Here is a 17,944-nt window from a genome sequence, read left to right on the forward strand (position 1 = left end):
GAAAGCGCAAACGCCGCCCGTCCGGGCGGCGTTTTCCTTTGGATCACGTCTCGTCGTGCAGCTGGGCGAGGGCGGCTTCGCAGAGGCCGAGCGGTTCCCATTCGCAGCCCCGGCAGATGGTTTTCAGGCTGCCCGGCGCAACGTTCGCCCGAATACGCACCTTGGCTTCGCCCCAGGTCAGCCGCTCGCGGGGCGCGAGCCTCAGTGCGGCGGCATGGGCGCGGTCCAGTTGCTTGATCTTCGGCTCGTTCGTGCAAAGCCGCCCGCGGCGCTTGGGGCAGGGGGCGCAGATGTCGTCCGCCGCGCCCGTCACCTCGATCTCGGTCGCATCGCCGCCCTCGGCGCGGAGCCGCCCCATCACGATGGCGTCCATGTTGGCGGTGAAGGCGTCCGAGTAGCCTTTGCCCTCGAAGCCGAGTGAGCAAAGGAAGTGATGGGGCCGGTAGCGGATGCGCTGCCCGCTCACTCCGCCGCCTTCATTGCGAAGCCCTTCGCGATCTGATCGGACGGCGCGACCGGGTACTCGCCAGAGAAGCAGGCATCGCAGTATTGCGGGGTCTTGGCGTTCCGTCCGCCTGCCTCGCCCACCGCGCGGTAGAGCCCGTCGAGCGAGATGAACTTGAGGCTGTCGACCCCGATCCATTCTCTCATCTCGTCTTCTGACATCGTGGCCGCCAAGAGCTTTTCGCGTTCAGGAGTGTCGACTCCGTAGAAACAGGGCCAGGCGGTCGGAGGCGAGGCGATGCGAAAATGCACCTCGGCCGCGCCTGCTTCGAGGATCATGTCCTTGACCTTGCGGCTCGTCGTGCCGCGCACGACGCTGTCGTCGACGAGGATCACTCGCTTTCCCTTGACGAGCGCCCGGTTGACGTTGAGCTTCAGCCGCACGCCCATATTGCGGATCTGCTCGGTCGGCTCGATGAAGGTTCGGCCCATATACTGGTTTCTGATGATGCCCATCGCGTAGGGTATTCCCGATTCCTGCGAATAGCCGATCGCGGCCGGGGTGCCGCTGTCGGGGACGGGGCAGACAAGGTCTGCCTCGACCGGGCTTTCCTTGGCCAGTTCGACGCCGATCTGGCGGCGGGTCTCGTAGACCGAGCGCCCGCCGAGGATGGAGTCGGGGCGCGAGAAATAGACGTGCTCGAAGATGCAGAACCGAGCCTTCGCCGGAGCGAAGGGGCGCGAGCTGTCGACCTTGCCGTCGGCGATGACAACCATCTCGCCGGGGTCGATCTCGCGCACGAATTCCGCGCCGATAATGTCGAGCCCACAGGTTTCGGACGAGAGCGCGTAAGCGCCGTCACCGAGCTTGCCGAGGACGAGCGGTCGGACGCCCAAGGGGTCGCGGACCCCGATAAGCTTGGTGCGCGTCATGGCGATGACGGAAAACGCGCCCTCGACGGCGCGCAGCGCGTCCTTCATCCGTTCGGGGATCGACTTCTGGATCGACCGCGCCATGAGGTGGATGATGCATTCCGAATCCGACGAGGACTGGAAGATTGCGCCGCGCTCGATCAGGTCGCGGCGGAGCGAGGCGGCGTTCGTGAGATTGCCGTTATGGGCGATCGCACAGCCGCCCATCGCAAATTCGCCGAAGAAGGGCTGGACGTCGCGGATCGCCGTATGACCCTTGGAGCCGGCGGTCGAATAGCGCACATGGCCGATGGCGAGCGCGCCCGGAAGCGTCTCCATCACGCCTGCCTTGGTGAAATTGTCGCGCACATAGCCGAAACGGCGGACGGAGTTGAATCCCTCCTGCGGATCGTAGGAGACGATGCCCCCGGCCTCCTGGCCGCGATGCTGAAGCGCGTGCATGCCGAGCGCGACGAAATTTGCCGCTTCCGCCACACCGATGACACCGAAGACTCCACATTCCTCCTTCAACTTGTCGTCGTCGAAGGGGTGGGCGAGAAAGGGGCGCATTGGCCAGTCTCCGAATCCGGCTACGGGTTCTGCACACCGTTTAGTGCCATCCGGCCGGCATGTCACGCCCGTGTCACATCTCGACATCGTAGCGGATCAGTTTCCGGTGTCCGCTGGCTCTTCCTGGGTTTGGGTCGTCGAGGTCGTGCCGCTGCCGCATTCAGCGACGAGTTCGCCGTAGCGCGCCTCAAGCCAGCCCGGCGCGTCTTCTGGCAGCGCCTCTTCGAGATTGCCCGACAGCGACGCGAAGACTTCGGCCGATTTCGACTGGTCCACCGCCGGGATCGACGAGCCGGCAAGCGCCCGGTCATAGACCACGAACGCGATCGCGACGAGAAGGACGCCGCGGAGAATGCCGAAGAGGAAGCCAAGCCCCTGATCGACGCCGCTCAGAGCCGAGCGCTGCACGGCCGACGAAAAGAGCGGCGTGAAGATTGACATCACGATCAGCGCGACGGCCAGCACCGCACCGAAGGAGACCACAGTCGAGATTTCGCAGTTGTCGCCTAGAAACTTGTCGAGAACCGGGATCTGCTTGATCAGAGGAACCGCTTTCGGCGCGAAAATGAAGGCCACGACCGCCGCGGCTACCCAGCCCGCGATCGCGAGCACTTCGCGCACGACGCCCCGGCTGTAGGCGAGGATCGCCGACATGAGCAGGATGACCGCCACCACGGCGTCAACGATCGTGAAACCTTCCATGCCCTCGCTCCTTGCGCTCAGCCTGCCGCGAACATCTCGCCGACAAAGGTCACGAGATCGGGCATCTTGCGCACCCGGATCCCGCCGTCGCCCTCGATCTTGGACCGGTCGGGTGCGACTGCCTGTGAGAAACCAAGTTTTTGCGCCTCTTTCAACCTGTTTTCGGTCTGACCGACCGGACGTAACGCGCCGGAAAGGCTGATTTCGCCGAAAACAACCATGTCGGGCGGCAGCGCCACGTCTTCGCGCGCCGAGAGAAGGGCGGCGGCGACGGCGAGATCGGCGGCGGGTTCGGAGACGCGCATCCCGCCCGCGACGTTGAGGAACACGTCGAGACCGGCGAAGGGAATTCCGCAGCGCGCCTCCAGGACGGCGAGGATCGTGGAGAGCCGGCCGGAATCGAGCCCCACGACGGTGCGGCGCGGTGTGCCGAGCGGCGAGGCCGCGACGAGCGCCTGGATCTCGGTCAACACGGGCCGCGTGCCCTCGATACCCGCGAAGACCGCCGAGCCGGGGCTCGCCTGCCCGCGTTCGGAGAGAAAGAGCTCCGAGGGGTTCGCGACCTCGGAAAGCCCGCCGCCGGTCATCTCGAAGACGCCGATCTCGTCCGCCGGGCCAAAGCGGTTCTTGACCGCGCGCAGGATGCGGAACTGGTGGCCGCGCTCGCCTTCGAAGTAAAGGACGGTGTCGACCATGTGCTCGACGACGCGGGGGCCTGCGATCTGGCCGTCCTTCGTGACGTGGCCGACGAGGATGACGGCTGTGCCCCGCCTTTTGGCGAAGCTCACAAGCTCATGGGCGGCGGCGCGGACCTGGCTGACGGAACCAGGCGCGGCCTCGACATGGTCGGCCCACATCGTCTGGATCGAGTCGATGATCGCGAGGCCCGGCCGCGCGGCGTCGAGCGTCGTCAGGATGTCGCGCAGGTCGGTCTCGGCGGCGAGTTGCACCGGCGCGTCGGCGAGCCCGAGCCGCTGGGCGCGCATCCGCACCTGTGCTGCGGCCTCCTCGCCCGAAACATAGATCGCGGACACGCCCTGCCGCGCGAAGCTCGCCGCAGCCTGAAGAAGCAGCGTGGACTTGCCGATCCCGGGGTCGCCTCCGACAAGGATCGCCGAGGCGGGAACCAGCCCGCCGCCGAGTACGCGATCGAATTCTTCGAGCCCCGACGCCGCACGCGGGGGCGGGGTTTCCTCGGCTGACAGTCTCGACAGCTCGATCCGGCGCCCCTTGGCGGCGCCGAGCGTTCTTGTGCCGGGCCCGGCGGCAAGAGGCACCTCTTCGGCGATGGAGTTCCAGGCGCCGCAGGCATCGCAGCGTCCGGTCCACTTCTTGTGGGCCGCGCCGCATTCGGCACATGTGAAGATCGGGCTCGGCTTCGCCATGCGCCTTAACTGCCCCAAGCCCGCACCGGCGGCAAGAGGGGCCGGGGGGGGCGCTGCCCCCCGTCCGCGCTCACGCGGGGAGTCCCCCGAGGTATTGGTGCAATGAAGAAACCCGGAGACCTCCGCGCCGGCGGGCTTCAGCGCGCCCGGCCCGGTAGCCGCTCACGCTCGGTCATATGCGATATCGCGAGACTGGCGAGTATGCAGGCTGTGAAAAGATAGAGCCCCCAAGCAGTCTCGATCCGGCCCATGCCGATCCCCTTCGCGAGCACGATGTAGATCGCAACAAGGAAGATGTCAGCCATGGCAAGCCGCCCGAGTTGGTGCAGAACGCCAAGGATGCGGGGTGACGCGAGCCGGTAATGCACGAGCGCCAGCCCAATAGTCTTCAAATAGGGCGCGAAGATCGCGAAGAAGGTCACGAGCAGCGCGAGGATCACGTCTTTTTCCCACAGCGCCTGCAGACCTGTGACGACAGAGATTTCGTCGAGACCGAAAAACGGCAGCAATCCCGCCCGCATCAAGGGCGCGAACCACGACAGCGGGAACAGAACCAGGAGGACGAGGTTTGCGGCGCGCAGCATGGGCGTTTGATACAGGATCGCCTTCCGGGCACCAAGGGACTCAGTAGACCTTGTGCCGGTGCCTGCGGAGCCAGACAAGCGCGACGATCCAGATCCAGAAACAAATCCATGACAGGCCAAGCGTCCAGGCATGGATTTGGCCGAGTTCAATACCGACGGTGCCGGATGTCGCGAGGTCCACCCCGATCACGCCGAGGTTGAAGGCAAGGGCCACGACGGAGACAGCGATACCGAGCAGCGGCCAGACACCCGGCCGCCCGCGCTTGCGCACATGCCGAAACCACCGGATCGAGGCCTGCAAGCTCAGGACCGGCGGAACGCAGAACAGCGCGATCAAAATGTAGAGTGCGGGCAAGCTATCCTCGGCCGAAGTCATCGCATCGCTTCAGCCCCCGGCCCGGAAGCCTAAGCTGCGCGAAGACCAAAGTCAAACATCTGCGGGGTGGCCGTTTAGCGAATTGCCGCGATCGGCCCTTCCGCTTGGCCGTGGATGAATTGCTGGACGTAAGGGTCTGGTGTTTCGTCTAATTCCGAAATCGGCCCGGCCCACTGGATGATCCCGTCGTGCAACATCGCGACCCGGTCGGCAATGGCTCGGACCGAGCTCATGTCATGCGTGATCACCATCGCCGTCGCCCCCATCTCTGTCACGATCTCGCGGATGAGTTCGTTGATGACGCCGGCCATAATCGGGTCGAGACCCGTGGTGGGTTCGTCGAAGAAAATGATCTCGGGTTCGGCGGCGATGGCACGGGCGAGACCCACGCGCTTCTGCATCCCGCCCGACAGCTCGGCGGGGTAGAGATCGGCGGTTTCCGCCTTCAGCCCGACGCGGCGCAGCTTTTCGATGGCGATGTCGCGCGCCTCGGCCTTGGGGCGCTTCAGCGCGCCGCGCAGAAGCCGGAAGGCCACGTTCTGCCAGACCGGCAGCGAATCGAAGAGCGCGCCGCCCTGGAACAGCATACCGAACCGGGCGAGGAAAGCATCGCGCGAGGCCGTCTCAACGTCTTCGCCGTCCAGCGTGATCTTGCCCTTGTCTGGATGAACTAGCCCGAGGATGCATTTGAGAAGAACGGACTTTCCGGTGCCCGAGCCGCCAATGATAACCATGCTTTCGCCGGTGGGCACTTCGAGCTCGATCCCGCGCAGCACGCGATTCGAGCCGAAAGCCTTGTGGACGTCGGAAAGCGTGATCATGCGGAGAAGAAAACCTCCGTCAGCAGGTAGTTCGTCGCCAGTATCAGGACCGAGGCCGCGACGACCGCCGATTTCGTGGCGCGGCCGACGCCTTGAGCGCCGCGTTCGGAATGCATCCCGTAGTAGCAGCCCATGAGAGCCACGATGAAGCCGAAGGCCGCCCCTTTCCAGAGGCCCGATACGACATCCCAGATTTCAAGGAAGTCGCGTGTGTTCTTGAGGTACGCCGCCGGATTGAAGCCGAGCCGGTTCACGCCGACGAGATAGCCGCCGAAGATGCCGATGGAATCGCCGACCGCGACGAGGACCGGCACGGCGAGCGTGGCCGCCAGGACGCGCGGGACCGTGAGATATTTCATCGGGTGGGTGGACAGGGTCACGAGCGCGTCGATCTGCTCGGTCACCTTCATCGTGCCGATCTCGGCCGCGATCGAGGAGGCGACGCGCGCCGCCACCATCAGCCCGCCGAGGACCGGGCCAAGTTCGCGCGCCATGCCGATCGCCACGATCGAGGGCACGACCGCCTCGGCCGAAAAGCGCGCCCCTCCGGCGTAGATCTGAAGCGCGAGCGCGCCGCCCGTGAAGAGCGCGGTCATGCCGACGACCGGCAGGCTGAACCAGCCGATCTGCATGAGTGCGGCGAGGAATTCCTTGGGGTAGAAGGGCGGGCGGAAAAGATGGCTCAGCGTCTCGGCTGCAAAGAGCGCCAGACGGCCGAGTATCGCGAGCCCGCCGAGCACGGTCCGACCGAGTGCCGCGAGGGGCGCGAGGATGCTCATGCGGCGGCACCTTCGTAGCGGCGCGCATAGCGTCCGCCGAGCGCCGTCAGAATTTCGTAGCCGATCGTCCCGGCATAGTCGGCGAGCGCGTCGATGCCCTGCTTGGGGCAAAGGATGTCGAGCGCCTCGGGCACCGCCTTCAGATGACTGACATCGACGCCCATGAGGTCCATCGACACGCGCCCGACGAGCGGGCAAGGCGTCCTGTCCGCAAAGACCTGCGCGCGACCGGTCATGGCGCGGATCAGCCCGTCGGCATAGCCGGCCGCCAGCGTCGCCACCCGCGCCTGCTTCCGGGCGGTCCACGTGTTGCCGTAGCCCACCGTTTCGCCAGGCTGGACCTCGCGTACCTGGATTACCGGGAGTGACAGGCTTACGACGGGCCTCGCGGCTTCGAATGGCAGGCCGCCGTAGAGTCCGATGCCGGGGCGGGTCACGTCGAAATGGTAGTCGTTGCCTAGAAGAATGCCGCCCGTGGCCGACAGTGAGCGGGGCGCGCGGGTCCCATCCGTCATCCGGCGAAAGGAGGCAAGCTGGGACGCGTTCATCGGATGCTCCGGCTCGTCGGCGCAGGCGAGATGCGACATGATCAGGACCGGATTTTCAGACAGGATCGACCCCGAGACGGCGTTCCAGTCCGCCTCCTCAAGTCCGAGCCGGTTCATGCCGCTGTCGAGCTGGATGCCGAAGGGGTGGGCGGGAAGGCTCGCAAGGTGGCGTTGGACCTGTTCGAGGGAGTTCAGAAGCGGGATCAGGCCGTGTTCAGCGATGCGCGTGGCGTCGCCCTCCATATGCCCGGAGAAAACGAAGATCTCGGCCTCCGGCCCGAGTGCCGGACGAAGAACCGCGCCTTCCTCCGAGATTGCGACGAAGAACCGCCGTGCCCCGGCCGCCGCGATGGTCCTGGCCACCCGCGTCGCGCCGAGCCCGTAGGCGTCGGCCTTGACCACGGCGCCCGCCTCCGCCGTTCCGGACTGGCGGGCGAGCGCCCGCCAATTGGCGGTGATCGCGTCAAGGTCGATAGTAAGGGTCGCCCGGGCCATGGCCCTGGGTTTTGACAGCTTGCCCTCGAAGGTCAAGCGGAAAGCGGGTCAGAATCCGCCATCGCCCTGCTGCCACGGTTTCACGAGATCTCCGAAGCGCGTGAAGCGGCCTTCGAAGCTGAGTTCGACCGAGCCGATCGGCCCGTGGCGCTGCTTGCCGATGATGACTTCGGCCTTTCCGTGGACCTGTTCCATGACCTCCTGCCACTTGGCCATACCCTCGAGGTCGTGGTCGCCCGGCTTTTCGCGTTCCTTGTAGTATTCCTCACGGAATACGAACATCACGACGTCGGCGTCCTGCTCGATCGAGCCGGATTCGCGAAGGTCGGAAAGCTGCGGTCGCTTGTCCTCGCGGTTCTCAACCTGGCGCGAAAGCTGCGACAGCGCGATGACGGGGATGTTCAGCTCCTTGGCAATGGCCTTCAGGCCCTGAGTGATTTCCGAGACCTCGTTCACGCGGCTGTCCTTGGCCGAAGCGGGGCGGACGAGCTGCAGGTAGTCGACGATCAGCACGTCGAGACCGTGCGTGCGCTTCAGCCGCCGCGCGCGGGCGGCAAGCTGGGAAATCGGCAGGGCCGGCGTGTCGTCGATATAGAGCGGGCAGGCTTCAAGCGCCTTCGCCGCCTCGACGAAGCGGCGGAACTCGCCTTCTGTCATGTCGCCCCGGCGGATCTGCTCGGACGGCACTTCTGAGGCTTCCGACAGTATCCGCGCGGCAAGCTGCTCGGCCGACATCTCGAGAGAGTAGAAGCCCACGACGCCGCCGTTCACCGCGCCCTCGGAGCCATCAGGCCGCTTGCCCTTCTTGTAGGCCTTCGCGATGTTGAAGGCGACGTTCGTCGCAAGCGACGTCTTGCCCATCGAGGGACGCCCCGCGAGGATCAGAAGGTCCGACGGATGGAGTCCGCCAAGTTTCTTGTCGAGATCGGAAAGCCCGGTGGAGATGCCCGCAAGCCCCCCGTCGCGCTGATAGGCGGCGAGCGCGGACTGCACGGCCTCGGTCGTGGCCTTCAGGAACGACACGAAGCCCTTCTCGATGGTGCCCTGTTCCGACAGCGTGTAAAGCCGCTGCTCGGCGTCGACGATCTGGTCTTTCGGGTCGCTTTCGACGTCGATCGTGCGCGCGCGGGCGGCGATGTCCTGGCCGAGCCGCATCAGTTCCCGCCGGACCGCGAGGTCGTAGATCATCTGCGCGTAGTCGCGCGCCGCATATGCGGAGATGGCGGCGCCGGCGAGCCGCGCGAGGTAGGCGGGCCCGCCGAGCGCCTTCAGCCCCTCATCTTCCTCCAGATACCCTTTCAGCGTCACCGGAGAGGCGAGCGCGTTCTTCTGGATGCGCGCCACGGCCACCTCGAAGACGCGGGCGTGAACGGGTTCGTAGAAGTGCTCGGCCTTAACGAGCGACGCGATCCTGTCGTAGATGTCGTTGTTCGTCAGGATCGCGCCGAGGAGTTGCTGCTCTGCCTCGATATTATGCGGAAGCGTATCGGTTTCGGGGCTGTCCTTGACCGCCCGGATCGTCGCCACGTCGTTCATATTTGTCCCTCGTTATTGGCGAAGGGATATGCGTCATCGCCATGCGCGGCGCAAATTGTATATCGCTGTGGATGGTCTGTGGAAAAGGCACCGCGCCCATATGTTGATAGATTGCCCAGTGCGCTGTCAATATCTGGGTGTGGTGCGCGTTCAGGTTGCAGCCATCTCTCGCCGGTGCCGCTACGTCAACTTTTCGCGCGCGCGGCCTGCCAGGTGCGCGGGTCGGTCAGGAAGGTTTCGACTTCCCTCAGCGTCGCAGCCGGAAAGGCCTCCGATTCGCGCGCCTCGGCCAGAACGTCCCACCAGGTGCAGAGGTGATGGAGGCGCAAGCTGTGGTCGCCGAGCACCTTCACCGTCTCGGGAAAGATACCGTAATAGAAGATCACCGCCGTGTGGCCACAGGTCGCCCCGGTTTCGCGAATCGCGTCGACGAACGAGAGTTTCGACCCGCCGTCGGTTGTCAGGTCTTCGACCAGAAGCACGCGCTGGCCCTCGGTCATCGCGCCCTCGATCCGTGAGTTGCGACCGTAGCCCTTGGGCTTCTTGCGGACATAGGTCATGGGCAGGGCGAGCCGTTCGGCCACCATCGCGGCGAAGGGAATGCCCGCCGTCTCACCGCCCGCGATGTTGTCGAACGCCTCGAAGCCCGCCTCGCGCATCACGGTGACTGCGAGAAAATCCATCAGCGTCGACCTGATGCGAGGGAAGGAGATGAGCTTGCGGCAGTCGATGTAGGTCGGCGAGGGAAGACCGGAGGCCAGCGTGAAGGGCTCGTCCGCGTTGAAATGCACCGCCTCGATTTCCAGAAGCATCCGCGCCGTCAAGCGGGCGATTTCCTCTTTCGGGGGGAAGCTCGTTGGGACCATCTCGCGCCTCGTTCGTCGACCGACCCTCCCCTTAGACGCAATTCGGCCGAACGTGAAGCGCGTTTAAGTGCGCCTGGCGAGGTGCTCAAGGTCGCGAACGCGGCACGACCAGCGTTCGATCGTCCAGTCGAGATGTGCTTCGTTCCAGACGGCGAGCTGACTTTGAGCTCCGAAGAGACAGGTCAGGATCGCGACATCAGCAAATAGGAGGCTCTCGTCCCGGCAACTGGTCGGGTCGGCGAGAAGGCAGGCGACGAAGGCAAGCTCGATCATCGGTCGGCTCCCTGTTGCATGGAGTTGCAGGTGCGCGCCGAGATTGCCGGTGGGCTTGGGGTCGAGTCCTGAGGGAAATCCGAAAACAGTCTGAAAGTTCCTGAACCCCGTCGCATCGGAGCGTGAAACCAAGGGGTATGAGAGCCATGCGGCCCGAATGTGCAGCTTCGTGGCGGATCGCGGCGCCCGTTCGTCCGGGCACGGTACCGCCCATTGTTCAGCAGCGCGCGTAGAGGCGCGCCAGGAGCTTCCGGTTTGGCAGCGGATCGTCGGTGCCGGTTTGTTCGAGGTACTTCCCGCCCAGAAGATAGGCGTCGCGCTCGCCCACATTCCGGCACGGCCACGACTGCATGACTTCGGTCTGCCACTGGGCATGGTGGATTAGTTCGTGCAGCACCATTTCGCGCCAGATCGGGTTCTCGCGCGCGTCGTCGTAGTCTTCGGCACCGTCGACCTCAGCAGCTCTGAGCACGTAAATCTTGCCGGCGGCTCCATCGACCGTGGAATAGAGCGCGAAGACCCGCTTATCGATTCCGCTGGCCGGCAAGAGATCCGGCGCATCGGAATAGTATTGCCGCGTCAGCTCGCGCGGCGACAGTTCCACGATCTCCGGTGGCGGCAGGTTCGCAGTCCTGTAGGTGCTGTTGTTGTCAAGCCAGGCAAACAGGAGGTCGATCAGGGCTTCCATGGTGGCACCTCGCAAATAGAAGATACCACGAAGCGTCGCTCAACGCGCGTCAGCAGCCCGGGACGCGGTCCGAAATCGCCCTGAAAGTTCCGGAAATCTGATACACTTCGCATCGGACGATACGGATCGGGGGAAGATGCGGCTGGGGGGCGCAACTTTCGATGATGATCGCGGCGTCCTTCTTTCGGAGGATGGCGGAGCTATCCCCTTGCGGCCCCAGGCGCTTTATGTGCTTCGCTTCCTGGTCGCTCACCGCGACGAGACGGTTTCGAAGGATGAACTGTTCGAGGCGGTGTGGCCTGGCATCTGTGTCACCGATGATTCCATCTATCAGGCGATCACCGAGATCCGGCGCGCGTTGGGGCGGGATGGCCGGATGTTGATCGTAACGGTGCCAAAGCGAGGCTACCGGCTGGTGCCGGGCGCAGGCTACGGCGCGCCTGCTGCGCCGCTGCCTCGTCGATGTGCGTGGTTCGCGGCGGCCTTCGCCGTCGCCGCCGCGTTGGGCCTGGCCGTCTGGATCCAAGACTTAGCGCATTCACTCGAGCCCTCGGATCGCCGCGGCGCGTCGAACGCGCTGCGGCCATTCGACGCGACCGGAGCAGCGCGCTCGGTACGGCTCGCATGGGGGCCTGCCACCGAGATCGCCAACGAATTCGAACGAGAGCATTTGCTGTTCGCCACTTCGCCGGAGACGGTCTGGTGGTTCGGCGGCGAACCGGACGCGGCGGAGCAGGCACTGGCGGCGCCTGTAATGCCCTACGGGAGATTCCAGGCGCGGGGAAGGAGGTTTCGTGTCTCGGCCAAGCTGAGAGACAAGGTCGATGGTGCGCTGCTCGGGTCCGCGATGCAGAGCATCCCGCCCGGCGATACCTTCACGCGCGAACTGCCCAGCGAAGTGGAAAGCCCGGATCGAATACGGTGACCGGCCCGGCGCCGGTTTCGATCTTGGCGGGGTAGTTGATCGCGGGACCCTTACTAAGCGTGATGCGCCCTTCGTTTGGGGTCAAATGGTAGAAATCCGCGCCGTTCAGCGAGGTGAAGGCTTCGAGCCGGTCGAGCGCGCCTTCCTCCTCGAAGACATGGGCGAGGATCGATAGCGTGTTTGTGGCCGTGAAACAGCCTGCGCAGCCGCAGGCATGTTCCTTCAGGTGGTCGGCATGTGGCGCGCTGTCCGTGCCGAGGAAGAAGCGCGGTTCTCCGCTCGTCGCGGCCTCTCGCAAGGCGAGGCGATGGATTTCGCGCTTCGCGACGGGCAGGCAGTAGTAGTGCGGCCTTATGCCGCCCGCGAGTATGTGGTTGCGGTTGATGATCAGGTGATGCGTTGTGATCGTCGCGCCGAGGTTGGCGTCGCCCGCGCGGGCATATGCCACGCCTTCCTTCGTTGTGATGTGCTCCATCACCACGCGCAAGCCCGGTGTGGAGCGGCGGATCGGGTCGAGCACGCGTTCGATGAACACGGCCTCGCGGTCGAAGATGTCGATATCGCTGTCCGTGACCTCGCCGTGGACGCAAAGCGGCAGGCCGATCTCGGCCATTCGTTCGAGGACGCCCCGCACCTTGTCGAAGTCGCGCACGCCCGATTGGGAGTTCGTCGTCGCCCCGGCCGGGTAAAGCTTCACCGCGTTCACCAGTCCGCTCGCACAGGCGGCTGCAACGTCGTCGGGATCGGTCGCCTCGGTCAGGTAAAGCGTCATCAAGGGCTCGAACGCCGAGTCTTCGGGCAGGGCCGCCATGATGCGGTCGCGATAGGCGGCGGCCAGTTCGCCCGTCACGACGGGCGGCACCAGGTTCGGCATGATGATCGCGCGGGCGAAGTGGCGCGCCGTTTCGGGCAGTACAGCTTTCAGCATCGCGCCGTCGCGCAGGTGCAGGTGCATGTCGTCGGGGCGGCGGATGGTGATGGTGTCGGTCATGGCGCTGGCCTACACCGAAGCGGCGGCGGATGCCACTCCTCGACGCGGCTGTGCCACCGGCGGAGAACCGCCCGCACCGATCCAGATCCGACGGGGGTCATGGGGATGTCTCGGAGGATCGACATATTAGACCCGCGGACTTCACAACGGAGACACTGATGAGACCCTTGGTTACGCCTTTCGAGTTCTGGCGCGCAGCATTTCTAATGGGCACAATCGCCGTCGAGGCTCAGGTGGTGATCGCCATGCGGCTTTTCGGGCTGGCGGGCATGTGGCATCTCGGCCCGTCGGAACGGCGGCGCATGGTGGCGGAGAAACGCGCGGCGATCGGCGATGCATGGATCGCCTCGGGCCGGGCCGCCCTTGCCGGGCGGGGACCGTTCGCGCAGGCTGGCGCGGCGCTTGCGCCGGTGCGGCGGCGCACGAAGGCGAACCGCAAGCGTTTGACGCGCAAGGGGTTACGCGCCTGAAGCGCTCTCTGGATTGTGCGCGCATTCACAGAATTGCCGTGCTATGCTTTTCTCGTCGGAGCTGCGCAGTCTCTGACCCATAGTGCTGGGCCAGAGGAGTTCCGTCGCGGAACTGAGAGCGGGAGGGCACCATGACCAACACAATCGGAAATCCTCTGTCCTGGGGCATGCGCATGCTCGGCATCGCAGGACATGACGTGAGCGAGGTGGCTCGTGAGCTTGGCGGAACGGACAGATCCGAGCCGGTCGTGCGCCACATCACCACCGATGACATACGGACCGCGCTGAGGCTTGGCGTTCAGGACTTCATGGCGCTGAGGACCGATGTGATCGTCGCTTGCCTGCTTTACCCGATTATCGGGGCGTGTCTCGTCTGGGCGGCGTTCCATCGCAACCTGCTGCCGCTTCTCTTTCCGCTGATCTCCGGCTTCGCGCTGATCGGGCCGGCCGCCGCGGTCGGGCTCTACGAGATGAGCCGCCGGCGCGAGGCGGGCAAGAAGGCAAGCTGGGCGGACGGGTTCGCAATCCTGCAATCACCTCGTTTCGGCGCGATCTTCATCCTCGCTGTCGCCCACTTCTTCGTCTTTTTCGTTTGGATTCTCGTGGCTTACGGGATATTCCTGATCACGATGGGGCCCGAGGTCCCGACGTCGGCGCAGACGTTCTTCTCCGAGGCTCTGACAACCGGCTCCGGGTGGGCGATGATCCTCATCGGCTTTCCCGTCGGCTTCCTCTTCGCGCTTCTCGTGCTCGCAACCAGTATCGTGTCCTTCCCGCTGCTGATCGACCGGCACGTGGGCCTGCCGGTCGCGGTGGTGACGTCGCTTCGCGTGGCGCGGACCAATCCTGGACCGGTTGCGCTTTGGGGGATCACGGTGGCCGTTCTCCTGGCGCTCGGGGCCCTGCCGTTCCTGCTGGGGCTTGCGGTCGTGATGCCGATCCTCGGCCACGCGACCTGGCATCTCTACCGGCGCGCAGTCGCGCCGGTCTGAGGCTCGGAGGCGGGAAATCCGCCCATTCCGGGACATGATCGCCGCGGGGCTTGCAGAGGCGCGGCCCGGGCCGCAAGATCACCGGCAAAGGGCGCGCCAAGGCGCCTCGTCACGATCGGGCAGCTACATGAGATATTTCATCCTTTCCGCTCTGGCGCTCTGCACTTTGTCGGCCTGCGCGCGCGATCCGGGCTTTACCGGTGTAGCGGGCGTGCGCGAGGCGACGCCGGCCGAGGTCGCGCAATGCGCCTACGTCTCGGATTTCCGCATGCAGCCGGGCGTCTATGGCGCTCTGATCGAACAGGGCATCCGCTATTCGCGTAACCGGATTATGGCCGACGCGCAGACCGCGGGCGCAAACACGGTCGTGTTCGACCCCATCTCCCCCGGCGCGCCGGTTTACGAACTGCACGCCGTCGCCTATCGCTGCTGACGCGGCGCGGCCGGCACCCTGTCCGCCGGGACGGGCTATTGCCTGGATCGGGCTGACGGCAGGGATTGGCCGGAGGATTCGAGCTGGCTTTCGAGCAGGGCGAGGCGGGCTTCAAACTTCTCCGCGCCGCTCAGCCGGTCTGCCACGTTGCGGCACAGAAGTGCGGCGAGCCAGGTCCGCCCGTCGGCTTCCAGCCGGGCCAGAAGCCCGCGCAGATAGGGACGGTAGTTGCGCCGCGCGCGGTAGAAGATGCGAAAGAGATGGCGGTCGAAGCTGCCGGTGCAGGCGGTTGTCAGCACCGAGGGCAGGATGCGCATCGCCTCAAGCGCGCCGCCGATGTCGCGGCCCAGATTGCGGCACGGCAGAAGTGTGACATGCGACCGCTTGAAGAGCGCGGCGTGCATGGCGTCGAGGTTCTGCTCGGGATCGTAGATCACGAAGACCGGCCCGGCGCCTTCCGTCATGTCGGGGGCGTATCCGTAGCGGTCATTGAACGAGGTTCGGCGCAACTCGAGGAACCGAGGGTCCCAGCCGGTCACTTCTGGGTCGAGTGTCGCCTGGGGCGCGGCAAGGATCACGGTCGCGCCGGGCGCGGTGACGGAAAAGGCCGCCGCCGCGTAGCCCGCCATGCCCGCACCATAGAACACGACCTTATCGAATTCTTCGAAGAAGCCGTCATCGACGAGCCTGTCGAAGAAGGCGTAGACGGCCTTGTCGCGGTACCAGGTGGCGCGCCGCGCGATCAGGCACAGATGCGACCACTGGCGCCCCTTGGCCACCTGATAGCCAAGCGGCAGCTGACCGGGTTGGTTCCGGCGAATGCCGTCCACCGTCTCGAAGGTGACCAGAAGCGTGCGGCCAGCATCGACGAAGACGCCGGCATGGGCGTCGCCCAGCCACTGGAAATAGCCCTGCTCCTGGCCGATCTTCTCGATACGCGCAAACCAACTGCCATCGGACAACTCGCCAATGTCCGTTGCGCAAGTCTTACCGTTCTGCATGCCTCACCACACACACAATCCACCCGGGGCCTATCTGTCCTGCGATTTGCCGGCCGGGCAAGATGTCCGTTTGGTCAACCACGTGTTTTTTTTGGGCGTTTGGCGGCGACTGTTTATGGCGCGGGCGTCAATAGTCCCTGCCGTCGGGCTCTGTTTCCCGTGCATTGCCGGGCCGGGTGGCCGTCGCGTGGCTCGTCAGGAATCGATGTTCGTCCTCAGTCAGAACCCGGCTCGGCGACGTCATCAGCAGACGACCGTAGAGGCTACGCCACGCCTCCTCGCGCATCAGCGCATTGAAGCGCGCGTGACGCCACGCCACGGCGGCCTCGTGAAGTCGGCCAAGCTCGGGATCGGCGCGAAGCTCGGACCTGAGCGGGTCCGATCGGGGGGCCATTGCGGCGATCGAGCGATCCTCCTCAGCGCTGAAGTTGCGCTCGACCCAATAGGACAGGTCGAAAGCGGACGCCTCGCGGTTGGCGCGCCCCCGGTCGCACTTCAGAACATAGCTCTCCATCGCGCCGAGCGCGTAGTGGTTCAATTGGACGAGCCGGTAATTGTCGCGCCCGTAGTGCGAGAAGATACGGCCGGTGTGATAGTCGGGGGGCATAGGCCGCCCGGATCCGTCGTACCAGCGCTGAGCGCCCATCCGCGCACGGTCCGGCTGGCGCGGGCGGTGCACACCCAGCTTGCCGTAGCTGCCGTCATTCAGAAACAGCGTCTTGAACATGGCCGCGCGCCAGGGCCAACCCATAACGACGGGCGCAGCGCGCATGAACTGCTCGGTGACCGGGCGGTCGTCATAGGCGCGAATGCCGTCATTGCCGAAGAGCCGCCATGTCATGGGTATGGCGGTCGCGTCGGGCAGCTCGGCCAGAAGCGACCCGACGGTGCGATCCCCGACGTGGATGTTCACGTATTCGTCGATGTCGAGGAACAGCACCCAATCCGCCCGCGCCTTCAAGGGATGGGCGTCGGCGGCCTTGAGCGCCGACCACTGCACACCCTTCGGATGGGGCCCTTCGTTCTCCACATGGGTCAGCCAGCCCATTGCCTGGAGCCGGTCGAGCATCGCGTCAGTCCCGTCCTCGCAGTCATTCGAGAAGACGAGAAAATCGGTAAACCCGCTTTTTCGGTGATGGGCGAGCCAGTCTATCAGGAACGCTGCTTCATTGCGTACCGTTAGGACCGCGAGGATCGAATACTCAGACCCGGACATGATCGGTTTGGCCTGTCACACGACGGCGGGCGAAGGATGGGCGCGGATCGCTCATGCCCAAGACGTAGTCGAGGCCGCCGCCGCGGTCCACCACCTTCGCAGCCGGTGCGGCCTCTGCGCCACGGATGTTGCCACGTTCGAGGTTTCACCTGACAGGCCGCACGAAGCCGGTATAATGCCCCGCAAAAGCCGCCGGCGAAGCGGCGGGAACCAGATGGAGGCAGAGAGTTCATGGCCGGGACGAGTGCAGAAGTCCGCCCCATCGTCGCGACGTGCAAGGGCATCGAGGTGCCCGAGGCGCCGCATTTCGGCCCCGGCATGATCCGGTCGATGGGCGAGGGGCGCTACGAGGGAAAGGAGATCCAGACCGGTCTCGCCGTCATCCCCGAGGGCGCCCGCATCCTCGAGATGGGGGCGGGCTCGGGCATCGTGGGCGCCGTTCTCGCGAAGAACTGCAAGGCCGAGAAAGTCGTCGCGATCGAGGCCAATCCAGAGCTCATCGAGCATATCCGCCATCTTTACACGCATAACGGGCTCGACCGGGTCATGTCGGTTCGCCACGGCGTCGTCTTCACCGCGCCCGAGCCGCCTGCGACGGTCGAGTTCTTCCTGCGCGGAAATTTCCTTGGCTCCGGGTTGAAGGTCGTCAAGAACCCAGAACGCGCACGGCCGGTGACGGTGCCCGTCCTCCCCTACGGCGCGCTCAAGGCAGAGTTTCCCCATGACGTGATCGTCATGGACATCGAGGGGGCAGAGCTCGACTTCCTCAGGCATGCCGATCTGACCGGCGTGAACACGATTATTCTCGAGGTCCATCGCGATATCTACGGGCGCGAGGGGATGCGTGAGATCCGCCGGCTGTTCGCAGACGCTGGGTTCGCACTCGACGAAGAACACAGCAAGGTCGGCGTGCACGCCTATCGGCGCGCCGGATAGG

General features: G+C 65.2%; 21 protein-coding genes. 5 read left to right on the plus strand and 16 right to left on the minus strand.

The window, feature by feature from the left end:
* Positions 1–43 precede the first annotated feature (43 nt).
* The 13 genes from DEA8626_RS04355 to DEA8626_RS04415 all read right to left on the minus strand — a co-directional run bounded on the left by DEA8626_RS04355 (position 44) and on the right by DEA8626_RS04415 (position 10,979).
* Positions 44–466 carry a DUF1284 domain-containing protein gene (locus tag DEA8626_RS04355; RefSeq protein WP_108851823.1) on the minus strand — a complete coding sequence of 141 codons (423 nt, stop codon included), beginning with the start codon at positions 464–466 and terminating at the stop codon, positions 44–46.
* Positions 463–1,926, minus strand: a complete 1,464-nt coding sequence (gene purF, locus DEA8626_RS04360) for an amidophosphoribosyltransferase (RefSeq protein ID WP_108851824.1) — start codon at positions 1,924–1,926, stop codon at positions 463–465. Before purF ends, DEA8626_RS04355 begins: the two co-directional genes overlap by 4 nt.
* A gap of 96 nt (positions 1,927–2,022) precedes the next feature.
* Positions 2,023–2,628 carry a CvpA family protein gene (locus DEA8626_RS04365; protein ID WP_108851825.1) on the minus strand — a complete coding sequence of 202 codons (606 nt, stop codon included), beginning with the start codon at positions 2,626–2,628 and terminating at the stop codon, positions 2,023–2,025.
* A 17-nt stretch (positions 2,629–2,645) separates the two neighbouring features.
* Positions 2,646–4,013 carry a DNA repair protein RadA gene (radA, locus tag DEA8626_RS04370; protein ID WP_108851826.1) on the minus strand — a complete coding sequence of 456 codons (1,368 nt, stop codon included), beginning with the start codon at positions 4,011–4,013 and terminating at the stop codon, positions 2,646–2,648.
* A gap of 137 nt (positions 4,014–4,150) precedes the next feature.
* A complete protein-coding gene (locus DEA8626_RS04375; protein ID WP_108851827.1) occupies positions 4,151–4,597 on the minus strand; it encodes a paraquat-inducible protein A in 447 nt (148 codons plus the stop codon).
* 40 nt (positions 4,598–4,637) lie between these two features.
* Complete coding sequence (locus DEA8626_RS04380; RefSeq protein WP_108851828.1) at positions 4,638–4,973, minus strand: hypothetical protein; 336 nt, start codon at positions 4,971–4,973, stop codon at positions 4,638–4,640.
* Positions 4,974–5,047: 74 nt separating this feature from the next.
* Complete coding sequence (locus DEA8626_RS04385; protein WP_108851829.1) at positions 5,048–5,794, minus strand: ABC transporter ATP-binding protein; 747 nt, start codon at positions 5,792–5,794, stop codon at positions 5,048–5,050.
* On the minus strand, positions 5,791–6,573 hold the full coding sequence (locus tag DEA8626_RS04390; protein WP_108851830.1) for an MlaE family ABC transporter permease: 783 nt from the start codon (positions 6,571–6,573) through the stop codon (positions 5,791–5,793). Before DEA8626_RS04390 ends, DEA8626_RS04385 begins: the two co-directional genes overlap by 4 nt.
* Positions 6,570–7,616 carry an alanine racemase gene (gene alr / locus DEA8626_RS04395; RefSeq protein WP_108851831.1) on the minus strand — a complete coding sequence of 349 codons (1,047 nt, stop codon included), beginning with the start codon at positions 7,614–7,616 and terminating at the stop codon, positions 6,570–6,572. The genes DEA8626_RS04390 and alr overlap by 4 nt, the downstream gene beginning before the upstream one ends.
* A 48-nt stretch (positions 7,617–7,664) precedes the next feature.
* The gene (locus DEA8626_RS04400; RefSeq protein WP_108851832.1) at positions 7,665–9,152 is read right to left on the minus strand and encodes a replicative DNA helicase; all 1,488 of its coding nucleotides are present in this window, start codon (positions 9,150–9,152) and stop codon (positions 7,665–7,667) included.
* Positions 9,153–9,337: 185 nt separating this feature from the next.
* Entirely contained in the window at positions 9,338–10,018 is a 681-nt protein-coding gene (locus DEA8626_RS04405) for an orotate phosphoribosyltransferase (protein WP_108851833.1), read from the minus strand.
* A gap of 63 nt (positions 10,019–10,081) precedes the next feature.
* Positions 10,082–10,291 (minus strand): hypothetical protein, encoded by a 210-nt coding sequence (locus DEA8626_RS04410; RefSeq protein WP_108851834.1) that lies wholly within the window; start codon positions 10,289–10,291, stop codon positions 10,082–10,084.
* 217 nt (positions 10,292–10,508) lie between these two features.
* Complete coding sequence (locus DEA8626_RS04415; protein WP_108851835.1) at positions 10,509–10,979, minus strand: DUF6647 family protein; 471 nt, start codon at positions 10,977–10,979, stop codon at positions 10,509–10,511.
* Positions 10,980–11,115: 136 nt separating this feature from the next.
* Here DEA8626_RS04415 and DEA8626_RS04420 point away from each other — a divergent pair, with 136 nt between their 5' ends.
* The gene (locus DEA8626_RS04420; RefSeq protein ID WP_108851836.1) at positions 11,116–11,904 is read left to right on the plus strand and encodes a winged helix-turn-helix domain-containing protein; all 789 of its coding nucleotides are present in this window, start codon (positions 11,116–11,118) and stop codon (positions 11,902–11,904) included.
* Here DEA8626_RS04420 and pyrC read toward each other — a convergent pair.
* Positions 11,855–12,895, minus strand: coding sequence for a dihydroorotase (gene pyrC / locus DEA8626_RS04425; protein WP_108851837.1), 1,041 nt, complete (start codon positions 12,893–12,895; stop codon positions 11,855–11,857). The two genes, DEA8626_RS04420 and pyrC, sit on opposite strands and share 50 nt — an antisense overlap.
* 158 nt (positions 12,896–13,053) lie before the next feature.
* On the opposite strand from pyrC, the gene DEA8626_RS04430 reads away from it, so the two are divergent.
* The 3 genes from DEA8626_RS04430 to DEA8626_RS04440 all read left to right on the plus strand — a co-directional run bounded on the left by DEA8626_RS04430 (position 13,054) and on the right by DEA8626_RS04440 (position 14,790).
* Entirely contained in the window at positions 13,054–13,365 is a 312-nt protein-coding gene (locus DEA8626_RS04430; RefSeq protein WP_245890752.1) for an antifreeze protein, read from the plus strand.
* A 131-nt stretch (positions 13,366–13,496) separates the two neighbouring features.
* Complete coding sequence (locus tag DEA8626_RS04435) at positions 13,497–14,357, plus strand: DUF2189 domain-containing protein (protein ID WP_108851838.1); 861 nt, start codon at positions 13,497–13,499, stop codon at positions 14,355–14,357.
* A 127-nt stretch (positions 14,358–14,484) separates the two neighbouring features.
* The gene (locus DEA8626_RS04440) at positions 14,485–14,790 is read left to right on the plus strand and encodes a hypothetical protein (RefSeq protein ID WP_146188830.1); all 306 of its coding nucleotides are present in this window, start codon (positions 14,485–14,487) and stop codon (positions 14,788–14,790) included.
* Positions 14,791–14,825: 35 nt separating this feature from the next.
* Here DEA8626_RS04440 and DEA8626_RS04445 read toward each other — a convergent pair whose 3' ends face one another.
* Positions 14,826–15,791: a phosphoadenosine phosphosulfate reductase gene (locus DEA8626_RS04445; RefSeq protein ID WP_108851840.1), complete on the minus strand. Its 966-nt coding sequence runs from the start codon at positions 15,789–15,791 to the stop codon at positions 14,826–14,828.
* 127 nt (positions 15,792–15,918) lie between these two features.
* Positions 15,919–17,007, minus strand: a complete 1,089-nt coding sequence (locus DEA8626_RS04450) for a glycosyltransferase family 2 protein (protein ID WP_108851841.1) — start codon at positions 17,005–17,007, stop codon at positions 15,919–15,921.
* Positions 17,008–17,238: 231 nt separating this feature from the next.
* Here DEA8626_RS04450 and DEA8626_RS04455 point away from each other — a divergent pair, with 231 nt between their 5' ends.
* Complete coding sequence (locus DEA8626_RS04455; RefSeq protein ID WP_108851842.1) at positions 17,239–17,943, plus strand: FkbM family methyltransferase; 705 nt, start codon at positions 17,239–17,241, stop codon at positions 17,941–17,943.
* Position 17,944: the final 1 nt, after the last annotated feature.

Source organism: Defluviimonas aquaemixtae, assembly GCF_900302475.1.
GTDB lineage: Bacteria > Pseudomonadota > Alphaproteobacteria > Rhodobacterales > Rhodobacteraceae > Albidovulum > Albidovulum aquaemixtae.